The sequence below is a fragment of the Pseudomonas sp. HR96 genome, assembly GCF_034059295.1.
GTDB lineage: Bacteria > Pseudomonadota > Gammaproteobacteria > Pseudomonadales > Pseudomonadaceae > Aquipseudomonas.
Genome location: NZ_CP139141.1, coordinates 5,417,903 through 5,433,200 on the forward strand (window position 1 = coordinate 5,417,903; position 15,298 = coordinate 5,433,200).

The 15,298-nt window shown below is 63.6% G+C and carries 14 protein-coding genes and 2 tRNA genes; 8 read left to right on the top strand and 8 right to left on the bottom strand.

The features are described 5' to 3' along the window. Positions 1–99: 99 nt before the first annotated feature. The 6 genes from hisF to SFA35_RS24250 form a co-directional block, all read right to left on the bottom strand. Positions 100–870: an imidazole glycerol phosphate synthase subunit HisF gene (hisF, locus tag SFA35_RS24225; RefSeq protein WP_320573513.1), complete on the bottom strand. Its 771-nt coding sequence runs from the start codon at positions 868–870 to the stop codon at positions 100–102. 10 nt (positions 871–880) lie between these two features. Then, complete coding sequence (gene hisA, locus SFA35_RS24230; RefSeq protein ID WP_320573515.1) at positions 881–1,618, bottom strand: 1-(5-phosphoribosyl)-5-[(5-phosphoribosylamino)methylideneamino]imidazole-4-carboxamide isomerase; 738 nt, start codon at positions 1,616–1,618, stop codon at positions 881–883. 40 nt (positions 1,619–1,658) lie between these two features. After that, positions 1,659–1,913: a DUF2164 domain-containing protein gene (locus SFA35_RS24235; RefSeq protein WP_320573517.1), complete on the bottom strand. Its 255-nt coding sequence runs from the start codon at positions 1,911–1,913 to the stop codon at positions 1,659–1,661. Further along, complete coding sequence (hisH, locus tag SFA35_RS24240; protein WP_320573519.1) at positions 1,913–2,551, bottom strand: imidazole glycerol phosphate synthase subunit HisH; 639 nt, start codon at positions 2,549–2,551, stop codon at positions 1,913–1,915. Before hisH ends, SFA35_RS24235 begins: the two co-directional genes overlap by 1 nt. Beyond that, the gene (gene hisB / locus SFA35_RS24245) at positions 2,551–3,144 is read right to left on the bottom strand and encodes an imidazoleglycerol-phosphate dehydratase HisB (RefSeq protein ID WP_320573521.1); all 594 of its coding nucleotides are present in this window, start codon (positions 3,142–3,144) and stop codon (positions 2,551–2,553) included. Before hisB ends, hisH begins: the two co-directional genes overlap by 1 nt. 171 nt (positions 3,145–3,315) lie before the next feature. Further along, entirely contained in the window at positions 3,316–4,965 is a 1,650-nt protein-coding gene (locus SFA35_RS24250; protein WP_320573523.1) for an OFA family MFS transporter, read from the bottom strand. A 364-nt stretch (positions 4,966–5,329) separates the two neighbouring features. Between SFA35_RS24250 and SFA35_RS24255 the strand changes: the two genes are divergently transcribed. The 5 genes from SFA35_RS24255 to SFA35_RS24275 all read left to right on the top strand — a co-directional run bounded on the left by SFA35_RS24255 (position 5,330) and on the right by SFA35_RS24275 (position 10,024). After that, positions 5,330–7,579 carry an AsmA family protein gene (locus SFA35_RS24255; RefSeq protein ID WP_320573525.1) on the top strand — a complete coding sequence of 750 codons (2,250 nt, stop codon included), beginning with the start codon at positions 5,330–5,332 and terminating at the stop codon, positions 7,577–7,579. Positions 7,580–7,590: 11 nt separating this feature from the next. Further along, on the top strand, positions 7,591–8,655 hold the full coding sequence (mutY, locus tag SFA35_RS24260) for an A/G-specific adenine glycosylase (protein WP_320579204.1): 1,065 nt from the start codon (positions 7,591–7,593) through the stop codon (positions 8,653–8,655). Beyond that, on the top strand, positions 8,655–8,927 hold the full coding sequence (locus tag SFA35_RS24265) for an oxidative damage protection protein (RefSeq protein ID WP_320573528.1): 273 nt from the start codon (positions 8,655–8,657) through the stop codon (positions 8,925–8,927). The genes mutY and SFA35_RS24265 overlap by 1 nt, the downstream gene beginning before the upstream one ends. A gap of 92 nt (positions 8,928–9,019) precedes the next feature. Next, positions 9,020–9,095: transfer RNA gene (locus tag SFA35_RS24270), tRNA-Phe, on the top strand. Between the two features lie 608 nt (positions 9,096–9,703). After that, positions 9,704–10,024: an NIPSNAP family protein gene (locus tag SFA35_RS24275; protein WP_320573530.1), complete on the top strand. Its 321-nt coding sequence runs from the start codon at positions 9,704–9,706 to the stop codon at positions 10,022–10,024. 115 nt (positions 10,025–10,139) lie between these two features. On the opposite strand, the gene SFA35_RS24280 is transcribed toward SFA35_RS24275, so the two are convergent. Next, positions 10,140–10,652 carry a GNAT family N-acetyltransferase gene (locus SFA35_RS24280; RefSeq protein ID WP_320573532.1) on the bottom strand — a complete coding sequence of 171 codons (513 nt, stop codon included), beginning with the start codon at positions 10,650–10,652 and terminating at the stop codon, positions 10,140–10,142. Positions 10,653–10,776: 124 nt separating this feature from the next. Further along, positions 10,777–12,171, bottom strand: coding sequence for a GABA permease (gabP, locus tag SFA35_RS24285; protein WP_320573534.1), 1,395 nt, complete (start codon positions 12,169–12,171; stop codon positions 10,777–10,779). 465 nt (positions 12,172–12,636) lie between these two features. On the opposite strand from gabP, the gene SFA35_RS24290 reads away from it, so the two are divergent. The 3 genes from SFA35_RS24290 to SFA35_RS24300 all read left to right on the top strand — a co-directional run bounded on the left by SFA35_RS24290 (position 12,637) and on the right by SFA35_RS24300 (position 14,967). Further along, positions 12,637–13,407, top strand: coding sequence for a transporter substrate-binding domain-containing protein (locus SFA35_RS24290; protein ID WP_320573537.1), 771 nt, complete (start codon positions 12,637–12,639; stop codon positions 13,405–13,407). Next, positions 13,404–14,648, top strand: a complete 1,245-nt coding sequence (locus tag SFA35_RS24295) for a methyltransferase (protein ID WP_320573539.1) — start codon at positions 13,404–13,406, stop codon at positions 14,646–14,648. The genes SFA35_RS24290 and SFA35_RS24295 overlap by 4 nt, the downstream gene beginning before the upstream one ends. A 243-nt stretch (positions 14,649–14,891) precedes the next feature. Then, positions 14,892–14,967: transfer RNA gene (locus SFA35_RS24300), tRNA-Thr, on the top strand. The last annotated feature ends 331 nt before the right edge of the window (positions 14,968–15,298 follow it).

Below are 15,298 nucleotides of genomic sequence, written 5' to 3' on the forward strand. Positions count from 1 at the left end.
ACTCAGCCTCCATTCTTCGATGGAGCCAGCTTGCCCAGCCGGCCGGCCACTGTCCAGCAAAAAATACCGGCCAGTGGCCATCATTGCCAGCGATCCGACTCAGCGCACCACGATACCCTGGTGGGCCATGAACGCCTTGGCTTCCGGCACGGTGTACTCGCCGAAGTGGAAAATGCTCGCCGCCAGCACCGCACTGGCGCCACCTTGCAGCACGCCGTCGGCCAGGTGCTGGAGGTTGCCGACGCCGCCCGAGGCGATCACCGGAATGCCCAGCGCGTCGCTGATGGCGCGGGTCACACCAAGGTCGAAGCCGTTCTTCATGCCGTCCTGGTCCATGCTGGTCAGGAGGATTTCACCGGCACCCAGGCCTTCCATCTTCATCGCCCATTCCACCGCATCCAGGCCGGTCGGCTTGCGCCCACCGTGGGTGAAGATCTCCCAGCGCGGCGTCTCGCCCGGGCCGGAGACCTTCTTCGCATCGATGGCGACGACGATGCACTGCGAGCCGAAGCGCGCCGCCGCCTCGCCGACGAACTCCGGGTTGAACACCGCGGCAGTGTTGATCGAGACCTTGTCGGCGCCAGCATTGAGCAGGTTGCGGATGTCCTGCACGGTGCGCACGCCGCCGCCCACGGTCAGCGGGATGAACACCTGGCTGGCCATGCGCTCGACGGTATGCAGCGTGGTATCGCGGCCGTCGACGCTGGCGGTGATGTCGAGGAAGGTGATCTCGTCGGCACCCTGCTCGTCGTAGCGTCGGGCGATTTCCACCGGGTCGCCGGCGTCGCGGATGTTCTCGAACTTCACGCCCTTGACCACGCGGCCGTTATCCACGTCCAGGCAAGGGATGATGCGTTTAGCCAGCGCCATGCTCTGTTCCTCAGCCGTTGTAGGAATCGCAGAAAGCCTGGGCCTCGGCGACGTCCAGGGTACCTTCGTAGATGGCCCGGCCGGTGATGGCGCCGATGATGCCCGGCGCCTTGGCGTCGAGCAGGGCCTTGATGTCGCCCAGGTTGTGGATGCCACCCGAGGCGATCACCGGAATGCGCGTGGCCGCAGCCAGGGCCGCGGTGAAGGGCACATTGCAGCCCTGCATCATGCCGTCCTTGGCGATGTCGGTGTAGACGATGGCGCTGACGCCATCGGCTTCGAAACGCTTGGCCAGGTCGATGACCTGCACCGAGCTGACTTCGGCCCAGCCGTCGGTGGCGACGAAACCATCCTTGGCATCCAGGCCGACAATGACCTTGCCGGGAAACGCCCGGCAGGCCTCGGCGACGAACTCGGGCTGCTTGACCGCCTTGGTGCCGATGATCACGTAGCTGACGCCGGCTTTCACGTAGTGCTCGATGGTTTCCAGCGAGCGGATGCCACCGCCGATCTGGATCGGCAGCTGGGGATAGCGCTTGGCGATGGCGGTCACCACCTCACCGTTGACCGGCTGGCCTTCGAAGGCGCCGTTCAGGTCGACCAAGTGCAGGCGCCGGCAGCCGCCGTCGACCCACTTGGCGGCCATGCTCACCGGGTCGTCGGAAAACACCGTGGAATCTTCCATGCGGCCCTGGCGCAGACGCACGCAAGCGCCGTCCTTGAGATCGATAGCGGGAATAATCAGCATTGTTGCAACCTGTGAAATTCAGTCATCAGCAAGGCTCGAGTCAGTTTTTCTCGAGCGCCCAGAGGTCGCTCTCGATGCTCTCGAAGCGCTCCTTCAGGAGTGCCTGAGCATCGAAGATCGCCCGGTTGTAGTAGTGCGGCGCGACTTCGCGGGTGAACAGTTCGAGCACTTCCAGGGCTTCGAACGAGCCCAGGTCGAGGTCGAAGCGCTCAGCCATGAAGCGCTTGATCTTGTTGGCCGCGTCGCTCTCCTGCTCACTGGTGAGCGTGAGGATCGGCGGCTTGGCCTTGGCCATTACCAGCGCCCGTCCCAGGCGGCGAAGTTCTGCAGCAACTGCAGGCCGTGGGTGTGGCTCTTCTCGGGGTGGAACTGCACGGCAAAGCGCGAGCCTTCGGCCAGCGCTGCGGCGAAATCCTTGCCGTAGTGCCCGCGACCGACCACCTGGCCCGGCTTGCCGGCCTCGATGTAGTAGCTGTGCACGAAATAGAAGCGCGCCAGGTCCGGAATGTTGTGCCACAGCGGGTGATCCACCGCCTGCTGCACTTCGTTCCAGCCCATGTGCGGCACCTTCAGGTGCGCGCCGTCTTCGTGCAGGTCCTTGCCGAAGAAGCGCACCTGGCCGGGGAACAGGTCGATGCAGTCCACACCGCCGCTCTCCTCGCTGCGCTCCATCAGCGCCTGCATGCCCACGCAGATGCCGAGGAACGGGCGGTTCTGGCTGACTTCACGGACCAGGCTGTCGAAGCCCAGGCGCTTGATCTCGGCCATGCAGTCGCGAATCGCGCCGACCCCGGGGAACACCACCCGGTCAGCTTCGCGAATCACCGTGGCGTCGCTGGTGATCAGCACCTTGCCGGCGCCGACGTGCTCCAGGGCCTTGGCCACCGAGTGCAGGTTGCCCATGCCGTAGTCGATTACCGCGACGGTCTGCATCAGAGCACGCCCTTGGTCGACGGGGTCTGGCCGGCCATGCGCTCGTCACGGGTGATGGCCATGCGCAGGGCGCGGCCGAAGGCCTTGAACACGGTCTCGATCTGGTGGTGGGTGTTGTGCCCGCGCAGGTTGTCGATGTGCAGGGTGACATTGGCGTGGTTGACGAAGCCCTGGAAGAATTCCTGGAACAGGTCGACGTCGAATCCGCCGACGGTGGCGCGGGTGTAGGGCACGTGCATCTGCAGGCCGGGGCGGCCGGAGAAGTCGATGACCACGCGCGACAGCGCTTCGTCCAGCGGGACGTAGGCGTGGCCGTAGCGGAAGATGCCTTTCTTGTCGCCGACAGCCTGGCTGAAGGCCTGGCCGAGGGTGATACCGACGTCTTCGACGGTATGGTGATCGTCGATTTCAAGGTCGCCCTTGCACTCGATGTCGAGGTCGATCAGCCCGTGGCGGGCGATCTGGTCCAGCATGTGCTCCAGGAAAGGCACACCGATTGCAAATCGGGCCTTGCCGGTGCCATCCAGGTTGATCGAGGCTTTGACCTGGGTTTCCAGGGTATTGCGCTCGACGGACGCCTTACGTTCGACCATCACCAACTCCGCAAATCATTGGGCGAAAAAGGGGGTCATTATAGGCGCGTGGGCGGCAAACAGGAACCTGAGACTGGTCCGAAGGATGAGTGAGCAAGCGGACGCCTGCACGCCCCCCACATCCATTACGCACGATGTGGAAGGAAGCGCAGGCGCCTGGCCGGCTATTGCTTAATGAAACAGCACAGCGGTCTTCGACAGCGTTACCGAGATACCCCAGATCAACGGGATACCCACGGCCAGCCAGGCCGCGATCACCATCGGCTTGCTGCTCGGCGCGGCGCTCCACTCCAGCACGGTGGAACCGTCGGCGCCCTTGTCATGGCCCAGCGCCTGCTCGGCCTTGAGCTCGGCATCGGTCATGAAGTACTTGTCGGCCACCGGACGCACCAGCAGGTTGCAGACAAAGCCCAGCGCCAGCAGGCCGGCAAGGATGTACAGGGTGATGTCGTAGGCCGCCGCGCGGTCCACGCCATGGCTCAGCTGGTACTCGCGCAGGTAGTTGACCAGCACCGGACCCAGCACGCCTGCGGCCGCCCAGGCAGTCAGCAGGCGACCGTGGATGGCACCGACCATCTGCGTACCGAACAGGTCGGCCAGGTAGGCCGGCACAGTGGCGAAACCGCCGCCGTACATCGACAGCACCACGCAGAACGCCGCCACGAACAGGCCGATCAGGCCCAGGTGGCCGAGGTTCGGCACCAGCGAGTAGAGCACCACGCCCAGCACGAAGAACACGAAATAGGTGTTCTTGCGCCCGATGTAGTCGGAGAACGACGCCCAGAAGAAGCGACCGCCGATGTTGAAGAGGCTCAGCAGGCCGGTGAAGCCGGCCGCGATGGCCGCGATAGCCTTGAGCTGGTCGCCCGACAACTGGCCGAACGGGGTGTCGACGCCCAGCAGCTTGCCGCCGAACACTTCCTGCAGCAGCGGCGAGGCCATGCCGAGGATGCCGATACCGGCCGACACGTTCAGGCACAGCACCAGCCATACCAGGCGGAATTGCGGGGTCTTCCAGGCCACGCTGACGTGCACGTGACGGTTGGTGATCATCGCGTTGGCGACCTTCTTCACCGGTGCGGTCCAGCCGGCCGGTTTCCAGCCGGTAGGCGGCACGCGGTAGGCCAGCGCGCCGCCGACCATGAAGATGAAGTAGATCACCGCCATCACCACGAAGCTCTGCCACACGCCGACATTACCCGGCGAAGCGAAGTAGCCCATCAGGCCGGTGGCCAGCGGAGCACCGACCATGGCGCCACCGCCAAAGCCCATGATCGCCATGCCGGTGGCCATGCCGCGCTTGTCCGGGAACCACTTGATCAGGGTCGACACCGGCGAGATGTAGCCCAGGCCCAGGCCGATACCGCCGATCACCCCGCTGCCGATCCACATCAGCCAGATCTGGTGGGTATACACCCCCAAGGCCGAAATCAGCAGGCCGCCGCACCAGCACAGCGCCGAGACCACACCCGCCTTGCGCGGCCCGGCGTGTTCCAGCCAGCCACCCCAGATGGCTGCCGAGCAGCCGAGGAAGATGAAGAACAGGGTGTAGATCCAGCCCAGCATGGAGATCGGCCAGTCGCAGCTGGACGAAACCATCTGGCTGAGGAAGCTCATGTCGGCCGGGCAGGCGGTGCCGACCGCCTTGGACAACGGCAGCCAGAACACCGAGAAGCCGTAGGCCATGCCGATGCACAGGTGGATGGCCAAGGCCGCCGGGGGTACCAGCCAGCGATTGAAGCCTGGCTTGGCGATGATGCGCTCCTTGGACAGAAACGCCGGCTCTGTGGCCCTCGCGCTTGCTGCTGAGATACTGCTCATTGTTATGAACCTCGTAGGTAGGAAATGCTCGTCGGCCTGCCCGGGTGCCTCTGGCACGGTGTACGCAGGCCGTCGCTTAACGTTATCGGCAGCTTTTGGCAAAACGCGACCCCATGTCGCGCTCGATAGGCAAGCACGCCAAGATTAACATTTGGAAAGGAAAACCAAGCAGATTGCTATTATTTGTAACGCTATGCTTACAGTCCATTCGTCTGAGGCGTTGGCGGCTCTGGCGCGCGCAGGAAATATCTCGATACAGGAACCTCCCGGCTGTGCGAGGCTGGCGGCTAGCCAGTAGCCCATTCGTCGGCGGCGCGGCGCTATACTCACCCGCTAATTCTGAATCGCACTAAAGGACTCGCCTATGAAAGCGTTCGGCAAAATCCTGGGGCTTTGTGTTCTCGGGTTGTTGCTGATCATCGTGGCTTTGGGCTTTGCCCTCACCCACCTGTTCGATCCCAACGATTACAAGGACGAAATCCGTCAACTGGCCCGGGACAAGGCGCGCGTCGAGCTGACCCTCAACGGCGACATTGGCTGGAGCCTGTTCCCCTGGCTGGGCCTGGAGTTGCACGACGCGAGCGTGGCGACCCTGAACAACCCCAAGCAGCCGTTCGCCGACCTGCAGATGCTCGGCCTGTCCGTGCGTGTATTGCCGCTGCTGCGCCGCGAAGTGCAGATGAGCGACATCCGCGTCGAAGGCCTCAACCTCAAGCTGGTGCGCGACGAAAGCGGCCACGGCAACTGGCAGGACATCGGCAAGCCGCTGGCCCCGGCGGCCGCTGCTTCGGCGCCCGACGTCGCCGTCGACCACAATGCCTCCGCCGCCCAGCCCCAGCCGGCGCAGGAACACAGCTCGCGGGTGGTCAAGCTGGACATCGACAGCCTGACCATCAACAACGCCTCGGTGCACTACAGCGACATCAAGAGCGGCCAGGAGCTGACCGCCGACAGCATCCAGCTGAGCACCGGCGGCATCCACGAAAACACCGACATCCCGCTCAAGCTGACGGCCTTCCTCGGCACCAATCAGCCGGTGGTGCGGGCGCGCACCGAATTGGCCGGCGAACTGCGCATCGACCGCAAGACCCGACGCTATCAGTTCGAAGACATGCGCCTGTCCGGCGAGGTTTCCGGCGACCCGCTGCAGGGCAACACCGTCAGCTACGCCGCCCAGGGCCAACTGCTGCTCGACCTGGGCGCCAACGTCGCCGAATGGAGCGGCCTGAAGTTCTCCGCCAACCAGCTGCGCGCCCTGGGCGAGCTCAACGTGCGTAATCTCGACAGCGACCCGCAGTTGAGCGGCGGGCTGTCGATTGCCCAGTTCGACCTGCGCACCTTCCTCGAGAGCGCCGGCCAGACCCTGCCGGCCATGGCCGCCGCCGACAGCCTGCGCAGCGTCGAGCTGGTCGCGCGCCTGCAAGGCACGAAAAACAGCCTGGCCCTCGAAGACCTCAACCTCAAGCTCGACGGCGGCAGCTACAGCGGCCGCGTCGCCGTTGACGACTTCGGCAAAAAAGCCCTGCGCGTGACCCTGCAGGGCGACAAGCTCGACGCCGACCGCTATCTGCCACCGCGCAGCGCCGATGCCGCCAGCGCCGCCGCCGCGCGCAAGACCGAAGTACAGGAGAGCGAAGCCGGGGCCATCGCCGGCGCCGGCACCACGCCGCTGCCCGATAAACCCAGCCACGTCGCCTGGAGCAACGACCGCCTGCTGCCCATCCAGCTGCTGCGCGAACTCGACCTGCAGGCCGACCTGAGCCTGGGCCAGCTGACCCTGCAGCAACTGCCGATCCAGAACGCCGCGCTCAAGCTGCAGGCCGCCGGTGGCCTGCTGACCCTCGACCAACTGTCCGGTGGCCTCTACAACGGCAGCTTCCAGAGCCACGCACTGCTCGACGTGCGCCCGGAACAGCCGCTGCTGGCGATTCAGACCAAGCTCGACCGGGTGCCCATCGAACGCTTCATCAAGACCCAGAACCCCAACCCGCCCATGACCGGCCTGCTGACCCTGGACAGCGACCTGCAAGGCCGCGGCAACAGCCAGAAGGCGCTGATCGACAGCCTCGGCGGCAAGGCCAACTTCTCGGTGAGCAACGGCGTGCTGGTCAACGCCAACCTGGAACAGCAGATGTGCCAGGGCATCGCCATGCTCAACCGCAAGAACCTCACCAGCGAGCCACGGGGCAAGGACACGCCCTTCCAGCAGCTCAAGGGCAGCCTGGTGTTCAACAACGGCGTAGCCAGCAACCAGGACTTCACCGCCAGCGTCCCGGGCCTGACCATCAATGGCAACGGCGACATCGACCTGCGCGTGCTGGGCATGGACTACCGCATCGGCGTGGTGCTGCAGGGTGACCTCAGCGACACCCCGGACCCAGCCTGCCAGGTCAACCAGAACTTTGTCGGCCTGGCCTTCCCGCTGCGCTGCCGCGGCCCGCTGGAACTCGGCGCCAAGGCCTGCCGGGTGGACAAGGAAGCCCTCATGCAACTGGCCACAAAGACCGCTGCCGAGCGCATCGGCGACAAGCTCCAGGACAAGCTCCAGGATAAATTGGGCGACAAGGTACCCGAGCAATTGAAAGACACCATCAAGGGGCTGTTCAAGCGATGAGCCCCCACGGCATGACCCCCGAGCAGTTTTCCGGCTCGGTACTGAGCTGGTTCGACCACAACGGCCGGCATGACCTGCCCTGGCAGCGTGACATCAACCCCTACCGGGTGTGGGTCTCGGAAATCATGCTGCAGCAGACCCAGGTCAGCACCGTGCTCGGCTACTTCGACCGCTTCATGGACGCCCTGCCCACAGTCCAGGCCCTGGCTGCGGCGCCCGAAGACGAAGTGCTGCACCTGTGGACCGGCCTGGGCTACTACACCCGCGCGCGCAACCTGCAAAAAACCGCGCGCATCGTGGTCGAGCGGCACGGCGGCGAGTTCCCGCGCAGCGTCGAGCAGCTCACCGAGCTGCCGGGCATTGGCCTGTCCACCGCCGGCGCGATCGCCAGCATCAGCATGGGCCTGCGCGCGCCGATCCTGGACGGCAACGTCAAGCGCGTGCTGGCCCGCTTCACCGCCCAGGAGGGCTACCCGGGCGAGCCCAAGGTGGCCAAGGCGCTGTGGGCCGCCGCCAAGCGCTACACGCCGCAGGCGCGGGTGAATAACTACACCCAGGCGATGATGGACCTGGGCGCCACCATTTGTACCCGCAGCAAGCCCAGCTGCCTGCTGTGCCCACTGGAAAAAGCCTGCGAAGCGCACCTGCTCGGCCTGGAGACCCGCTACCCGATTCCCAAGCCGCGCAAGGCCGTGCCACAAAAGCGCACCTTGATGCCCATGCTGGCCAACGCGGACGGTGCCATACTTTTGTACCGTCGCCCCTCCAGCGGCCTCTGGGGCGGCTTGTGGAGCCTGCCCGAGCTGGACGACCTGAGCGATCTCGAACACCTGGCCATCCAGCACTCGCTGGGCCTGGGCCAGCCGCGCCAACTGGCCGAGCTGACCCACACCTTCAGCCACTTCCAGCTGGCCATCGAGCCATGGCTGGTGCGCGTCGAGGAGTCGGCCCTGCACGTGGCCGAGGCCGACTGGCTCTGGTATAACCTCGCCACCCCGCCGCGCCTGGGCCTGGCCGCCCCGGTCAAGAAGCTGCTCAAACGCGCGGCCGATGCCTTGAATGCAGGAGAGTTGTGATGACCCGCACCGTGATGTGCCGCAAGTACAAAGAAGAACTCCCCGCCCTGGAGCGCCCACCCTACCCGGGCGCCAAGGGCGAGGACATCTACAACCATGTCTCGCAGAAGGCCTGGGCCGACTGGCAGAAACACCAGACCCTGCTGATCAACGAGCGCCGCCTGAACATGATGAACGCCGAGGACCGCAAATTCCTCCAGGCGGAAATGGACAAGTACCTCAGCGGCGAGGAATACGCCCAGGCCGAAGGCTACGTGCCGCCGTCCGAATAACCCGGTCAAAACGTAAGCGACGGTATTAATTAAAATTTTTTTTGATCTCGCGCTTGACGACCCCTCAAAAAACCAGTTTAATGCGCCCCGTTGCCCAGATAGCTCAGTCGGTAGAGCAGGGGATTGAAAATCCCCGTGTCGGCGGTTCGATTCCGTCTCTGGGCACCACTCTTCAGTTTCAGGTGGTGGTTGAATTGCCTGGAACAACAAAAAACCCGCTTCGGCGGGTTTTTTGTTGTCTGGATTTTTTTACTGAGCGAGCGCGGACTGCCATCCTCCCGAGTATAAGATTGATACGGTTTCGCCCGCTGTTTCCTCTCAACTCTTGCTATCGTGCTCGCTGTATGAGGGTATTGATTATTCGGGCCAAGGCGGCGCGCAGAGGTGGTATCCGGTAAAACGCAGCAAGGCAGTTGTGCTGGATCCTGAGAGGAATTTCGGCGAACCGCTGCTTTCGAAGATAGGCATCGATACCTCGGCTGTTTATCAAGCCTTCAAGGCCGAAAGCTAGGACATCAAGCGCGTATCGCTGATGTTCGAGATACCGGTCGCTGCAGTGAATGCAGCCGTTGCCTATGAGCATGGAATTGCCGCTTGAAATTTCTGGTCGACAACAACCTACCCCCTGCCTTGGCTCGAGCACTGCATGCGCTGTGCAAGGCGCAAGTTCGAGCAGATCAAGACTTGACCTCGGCAACGCACCCTATCGAACTGGCAACCGCTACGGTTCGCCTACACTACGGCTTCGTCCCGCCATCCTCCGGAGCCGCCGCCCCATGTACTACGAAATCCGCACCTACACTTTCAAGCCCTCGCGCGCACCGCAATGGATCGCCCTGTACAAGGCCGAGGCGCTGCCTATCCAGCTGGAGCTGCTGGGCAAGCTCATAGGCTTCTTCACGACCGAAATCGGCGACATCAATCAGGTGGTGCACATCTGGGGCTACGACAGCCTCGACGACCGCGTAGCGCGCCGTGACCGCATGGCCGCCGACCCGCGCTGGCAGGCGTGGGGCAAGAAGACCCGGGAGCTGGATCTGCTGCAATCGATGGAAACCAGAATCATGCGGGCGACGGATTTTTCGCCGCTGCAGTGACTTGCATGGGCTGCATTGCCCCGCGTCACGGCGTGGGAGGGGGCGACGCCCCCGACAGGCCGCCAGGCCGGCTCAAGCCATCCCAAACAGGAAGCCCGCCTGCCTGCGCCCAAAATCACCGCCCAGCCTTGAACACCAGACTTGGGGCCTGCCCCGGCACATCGTCCAGCTCACCGGCCGGATGCATGCCGATCTTCTCCAGCACCCGTATAGACGCCAGGTGAGCTGGGCGCACCACGGCGTATATTTTCGGCAATTGCAATTCAACCAGGCCGTAGCGCAGCGCCGCCTCTGCAAGCTCGGTGGCATACCCCCGCCCCCAAGCCTCGGGAGCGAAGCGATAACCCAGGTTGACGCGCTCCACCTGCAAATAAGAGCGCGCATCGATGCCTCCAAAGCCAGTCACCTGCTGTACATCTTCACGGGCGGCTACGGCCCATTGGCCGTAGCCCTTGGCATCCCAGTGCTCGATCCACTTGCCGAGCAATGAGCGCGCCTGATCAATATCGATCAGGGGGCCGAAGGGACTGAACCGATGCGTTGCGCTGTCGCCGTAAATCTCGAACAGCCGTTCAAGGTCCGTATTACGTGGCTTGCGCAAGACCAGCCTGGACGTCAACCACTCCATGGGTTCTCCCGGATCAAAGCGTACTGTGCGAGGACATGGTAGACACATCCGTCCCACCCTCCCTAAACAAAAAAGGCCGCCGTCATCTCTGACAGCGGCCTTCTCACTCAAGCCTGAACAGCAATCAACGGCTCATCGCCATCGCGCCGCTCCTGCCCGCCTTGCGGCGGCGGTCCACCACCAGGCCGGCCACGACCACGGCGATGGTCAGCAGGCCCGTGGCGAGAATCTCCACGCGGTGGTCGACACGAATCGCCATGATGGTCAGCACCGCCACGATGAACGCGATCACCGCCCAGGTCAGGCCCGGGAACAGCCACATCTTGAAGGCGATCTTCTCACCGTTGGCCTGGCGCTTGTGGCGCATGCGCAGCTGCGAGATGGCGATCACCAGGTACACCAGCAGGGCGATGGCGCCGGAGCTGGCCAGCAGGAAGTCGAACACCTCCGCCGGCGCGACATAGTTGGCGAACACCGCCAGGAAGGCCGCGGCGGTCGACAGCAGCACCGCCACCACCGGCGTGCCGGCCTGGGAGGTGCGCTGGGCCATGGCCGGTGCGTCGCCACGCTTGCTCAACGAGTAGAGCATGCGCGAAGCGGTGTACAGCGCCGAGTTCAGGCAGCTGGTCACGGCAACCAACACCACCAGGTCGACGATCAGCTTGGCGTTCGGCACGCCGATCAGGTTCAGCACGGTCTGGTACGAGCCCAGCTGCGGCAGGCGGCTGTCGTTCCACGGCACCAGCGCCACGACCAGGAAGATCGACACGAGGTAGAACAGGAAAATCCGCCAGATCACCGAGTTGGTGGCCTTGCTGATCTGCTGGCCGGGGTCTTTGGACTCGGCGGCCGCGATGGTGACGATCTCGGTACCCATGAAAGAGAACATGGTGGTCAGCATGGCCGCGATCACCGCGCCGATGCCGTTGGGCATGAAGCCCTGGGTGTCGACCACATGGCTGACGCCGCTGACCTGGCTGCCCGGTACGAAGCCGAACACGGCTGCAGCCGCCAGAATGATGAAGGCGACGATGGCGATGACCTTGATCAGCGCGAACCAGAACTCGAACTCACCGTAGTTCTTCACGCTGAACAGGTTGGTTGCGGTCAGCACCAGGGTGATCACCAGGGTGAACATCCACACCGCGATCCCCGGGAACCAGGCGTGCAGGATGCCGGCGGCGGCGTTGGCTTCCAGCGGAATCACCAGCACCCAGAACCACCAGTACAGCCAGCCGATGGTGAAACCGGCCCAGTGCCCGATCGCACGGTCGGCGTAGGTGGAGAACGAGCCGGTGTCCGGCGAGGCAACGGCCATCTCGGCCAGCATGCGCATCACCAGCACCACCAGGGTGCCAGCAGCGGCGTAGGCCAGCAGCACGGCAGGGCCGGCTTCGGCAATGGCGTGGCCGGAGCCGACGAACAGACCGGCGCCGATCACGCCAGCAATGGAGAGCATGGTCACGTGGCGCTGCTTGAGGCCCTGACCCAGGTTATTCGATTTATGAGTGCTGCTCATATAGCTACCTTTGCGAGGAAAAGCGTTCAGTCCGGCAAGGAATCGAGCCTTCGTTCGAAGTACGAAACATCCCGTTGCGAATAATTTACGCAAATATTGCGCCAAAAAGCTTCAGCGGCCCGACGAGCGCACTGAAATGGGCTGTCGCCCTTTATTACCAACTCCTTGAAAGCAAAAGAATTTAGCTAGCAATTTGCTAATCGGTACCGATCTACCCGAAAATGCACGCTTTCCGCGCACCAAAATATTCCACAGGTAACACCCTGGCACAACTTAAGTGCAACCTCAGGGTACAACCCATCTTGCAAATTTCGCCAATTTCTGGCGCAACCTTCATCTTCTCCGCGCACTCCAAACCTTGCCTTAACGCCGCTCCATTCGCCGCTGTGCGGCCACCCCGGAAGGCCTTAACATGCAGGCATGTCGAGCCCAATGTCCCCGCCTCGTCGCCTCGGAGCTACACGGATGCAGAAACCTGTTCGCACACCCCTTGCCCTCTCGGCGATTGCCTTCGCCGCCGCGCTGCTGTTCAGCCAGGGCGCCAGCGCCGTCGAAAAACTGAAAATGGGCATGGAGGCCGGCCACCCGCCCTTCAATGGCAAAGACGCCAGCGGCCAGGTGGTCGGCTTCGACGTCGACATCGGCAACGCCCTGTGCGCCAAGATGAAAGTCGAGTGCGAGATCGTCACCGATGACTGGGACACGCTGATCCCGTCGCTGAACAACAACCAGTTCAACTTCCTCGTCTCGTCTTTGCCGATTTCCGCCGAGCGCCTGCAGGTGGTCGACTTCACCAACCCCTACTACTCCGACAAGTTGCAGCTGGTGGCCGCCAAGGACACCAACCTGAGCACCGACATCCCCTCCCTCTCCGGCAAGATCGTCGGCGCCCAGCGCGGCACCGCTGCCGGCAAGTGGCTGCAGGACAACCTCACCGACCAATCGGCGGTGATGCTCTTCGACACCCAGGAAGACGCCTACAAACAGCTGGTCAGCGGCGGCCTCGACGCCGTGCTCACCGACAAATACGTCAACTACGAGTGGCTCAAGAGCGACGCCGGCAAGAACTTCGAAACCAAGGGTGATGCCGTGGGCGACGGCGACAAGATCGGCATCGCCGTGCGCAAGGGCGACCCGCTGCGCGACAAGCTCAACGCCGCGCTGCACGAGCTCATCGTTGATGGCACCTACAAGAAGATCAACGACCGCTACTTCCCCTTCAATATCCTGCAATGACCGCAGCCGGCATCCTCGCGGGCGAGCAGCTGCTGGCCCGCTTCCACGCCCTCGATCGCTTCCTGCTGCAACACCAGGCGCTGTGGCGGCCGCGGCCCTTCATGCAGCTGCAGTTGCCCTGGGAGCGCGAGCATCCGCAGCTGGCGGATTGGCTGCGCGGGCGCAGCGTCGAGCAGGCCGACCAGGCCCAGCAACAGCCCTACGCCCTGGCCGCGCCGGCGCCTTATCCACAGCTGGCAACAGCGGCGGCGCAGCTGGCCGAGGTCGGGCCGTTATCCACAACCCCACTGCACCCTGCGGCGCAACGGCTGGACGTCGACGTGCCCGGGCGCAAATGGCAACAGATCGAAGCCTTCGGCAGTTGCCTGCATGTGGCTGACCCCACCCGCCACTGGCTGGACTGGTGCGCCGGCAAAGGCCACCTCGGCCGCCGCCTGCTCGCCCCCGGCCAGCGCCTGACCTGCCTGGAACACGACCCCGCCCTGGTCGCCAGCGGCCAGGCCCTCAGCCAACACCACCAGCTGGACGCAACCCACGTGCAGCAGGACGTCATGGCCGCCGCCCTGCAGCTCGACCCCAGCCACACCCCTGTCGCACTGCACGCCTGCGGCGACCTCCACGTGCGCCTCATCCAGCTGGCCAGCGCCGCCGGCTGCACGCACCTGGCCATCGCCCCGTGCTGCTACAACCGCATCGCCAGCCCGCACTACCAACCCCTCAGCCAACCGGCGCGCGCCTCGCTGTTAACGCTGGACCTGCACGACCTCAGCCTGCCCGCCACCGAAACCGTCACTGCTGGCGCCCGCGTGCGCCGCCAACGCGACCAGTCCATGGCCCGCCGCCTGGCCTTCGACCTGCTGCAACGCCAGCTGCGCAGCTGCGACCAATACCTACCGACCCCGTCGCTGCCGAGCCTCTGGCTCGACAAACCCTTCGCCGACTATTGCCGCCATCTGGCCGCCCTCAAAGACCTGCCACCGCCCGGCCAGCAGGATTGGGCGGCGCTGGAACAAGCAGGAATCAAAAGGCTGGCCCAGGTGCGCAACCTCGAGCTGCTGCGCAACCTGTTCCGCCGCCCATTGGAGCTGTGGCTGGCGCTAGATCGTGGCTTGATGTTGCAGGAAAACGGCTACGACGTAGAGCTCGGCACCTTCTGCCCCATCACACTCACCCCCCGCAACCTGATGCTCCGCGCCAACCGCCAGCCTGTGGATAACTCTGTGGGCAGTTCTCCGGCATAAGCCGAGAAAACGGGGCCCAAAGATGAAAACAGCCCCTGGTCATTTTTTGTTCATATTTTAAAGTGCTGGAAAAACAGCAGGTTGGAGCGAAGGTGAGAATTGCTCACAATTTCATCATTTGGGGGATATTGCTCAAGACCAATTGTGCATAAGCGCCAAGGACGGGGGCTGCGGCGGGGTGAGAAATATGCAGATCGGGGGTTTACTCGGGTGGGTGAATGGCTATAATCAGCGCCCTCACATGCCGGTATAGCTCAGATGGTAGAGCAACTGACTTGTAATCAGTAGGTCCCGGGTTCGATTCCTGGTGCCGGCACCATATGAGGTTCCAGAGATTTTTTTATTATCTCTGGGGCTGTTGGGAAAACCCGCCTTTTGGCGGGTTTTTTCGTTTCTGGGGGGCCTGATTATTCGATGGCGGGTGTAAGTGCTCAGTCGCTGGTTCGAGTCCGGGCCGTGCAGATCGGAATTGAAGGCTTCGGCTGAGGACTACATTTCAGTCTCGGTAACGCTTCCGCCACCTTGCCGATTCTGACGTTGACTCTGCCTCTGATCCCTGTAGGACCGAGCTTGCTCGGGAACCCCTTCACCCAACGAGCCTGCAAATCCCGCAACGGTTGATTAGGGGCAGACAGTTGACTCCATTTGCT

Coding starts and splice junctions, on each gene's coding strand:
- hisF (WP_320573513.1), bottom strand. CDS start 870: ATGGCGCTGGCTAAACGCATCATCCCTTGCCTGGACGTGGATAACGGC.
- hisA (WP_320573515.1), bottom strand. CDS start 1,618: ATGCTGATTATTCCCGCTATCGATCTCAAGGACGGCGCTTGCGTGCGT.
- SFA35_RS24235 (WP_320573517.1), bottom strand. CDS start 1,913: ATGGCCAAGGCCAAGCCGCCGATCCTCACGCTCACCAGTGAGCAGGAG.
- hisH (WP_320573519.1), bottom strand. CDS start 2,551: ATGCAGACCGTCGCGGTAATCGACTACGGCATGGGCAACCTGCACTCG.
- hisB (WP_320573521.1), bottom strand. CDS start 3,144: ATGGTCGAACGTAAGGCGTCCGTCGAGCGCAATACCCTGGAAACCCAG.
- SFA35_RS24250 (WP_320573523.1), bottom strand. CDS start 4,965: ATGAGCAGTATCTCAGCAGCAAGCGCGAGGGCCACAGAGCCGGCGTTT.
- SFA35_RS24255 (WP_320573525.1), top strand. CDS start 5,330: ATGAAAGCGTTCGGCAAAATCCTGGGGCTTTGTGTTCTCGGGTTGTTG.
- mutY (WP_320579204.1), top strand. CDS start 7,591: ATGACCCCCGAGCAGTTTTCCGGCTCGGTACTGAGCTGGTTCGACCAC.
- SFA35_RS24265 (WP_320573528.1), top strand. CDS start 8,655: ATGACCCGCACCGTGATGTGCCGCAAGTACAAAGAAGAACTCCCCGCC.
- SFA35_RS24275 (WP_320573530.1), top strand. CDS start 9,704: ATGTACTACGAAATCCGCACCTACACTTTCAAGCCCTCGCGCGCACCG.
- SFA35_RS24280 (WP_320573532.1), bottom strand. CDS start 10,652: ATGGAGTGGTTGACGTCCAGGCTGGTCTTGCGCAAGCCACGTAATACG.
- gabP (WP_320573534.1), bottom strand. CDS start 12,171: ATGAGCAGCACTCATAAATCGAATAACCTGGGTCAGGGCCTCAAGCAG.
- SFA35_RS24290 (WP_320573537.1), top strand. CDS start 12,637: ATGCAGAAACCTGTTCGCACACCCCTTGCCCTCTCGGCGATTGCCTTC.
- SFA35_RS24295 (WP_320573539.1), top strand. CDS start 13,404: ATGACCGCAGCCGGCATCCTCGCGGGCGAGCAGCTGCTGGCCCGCTTC.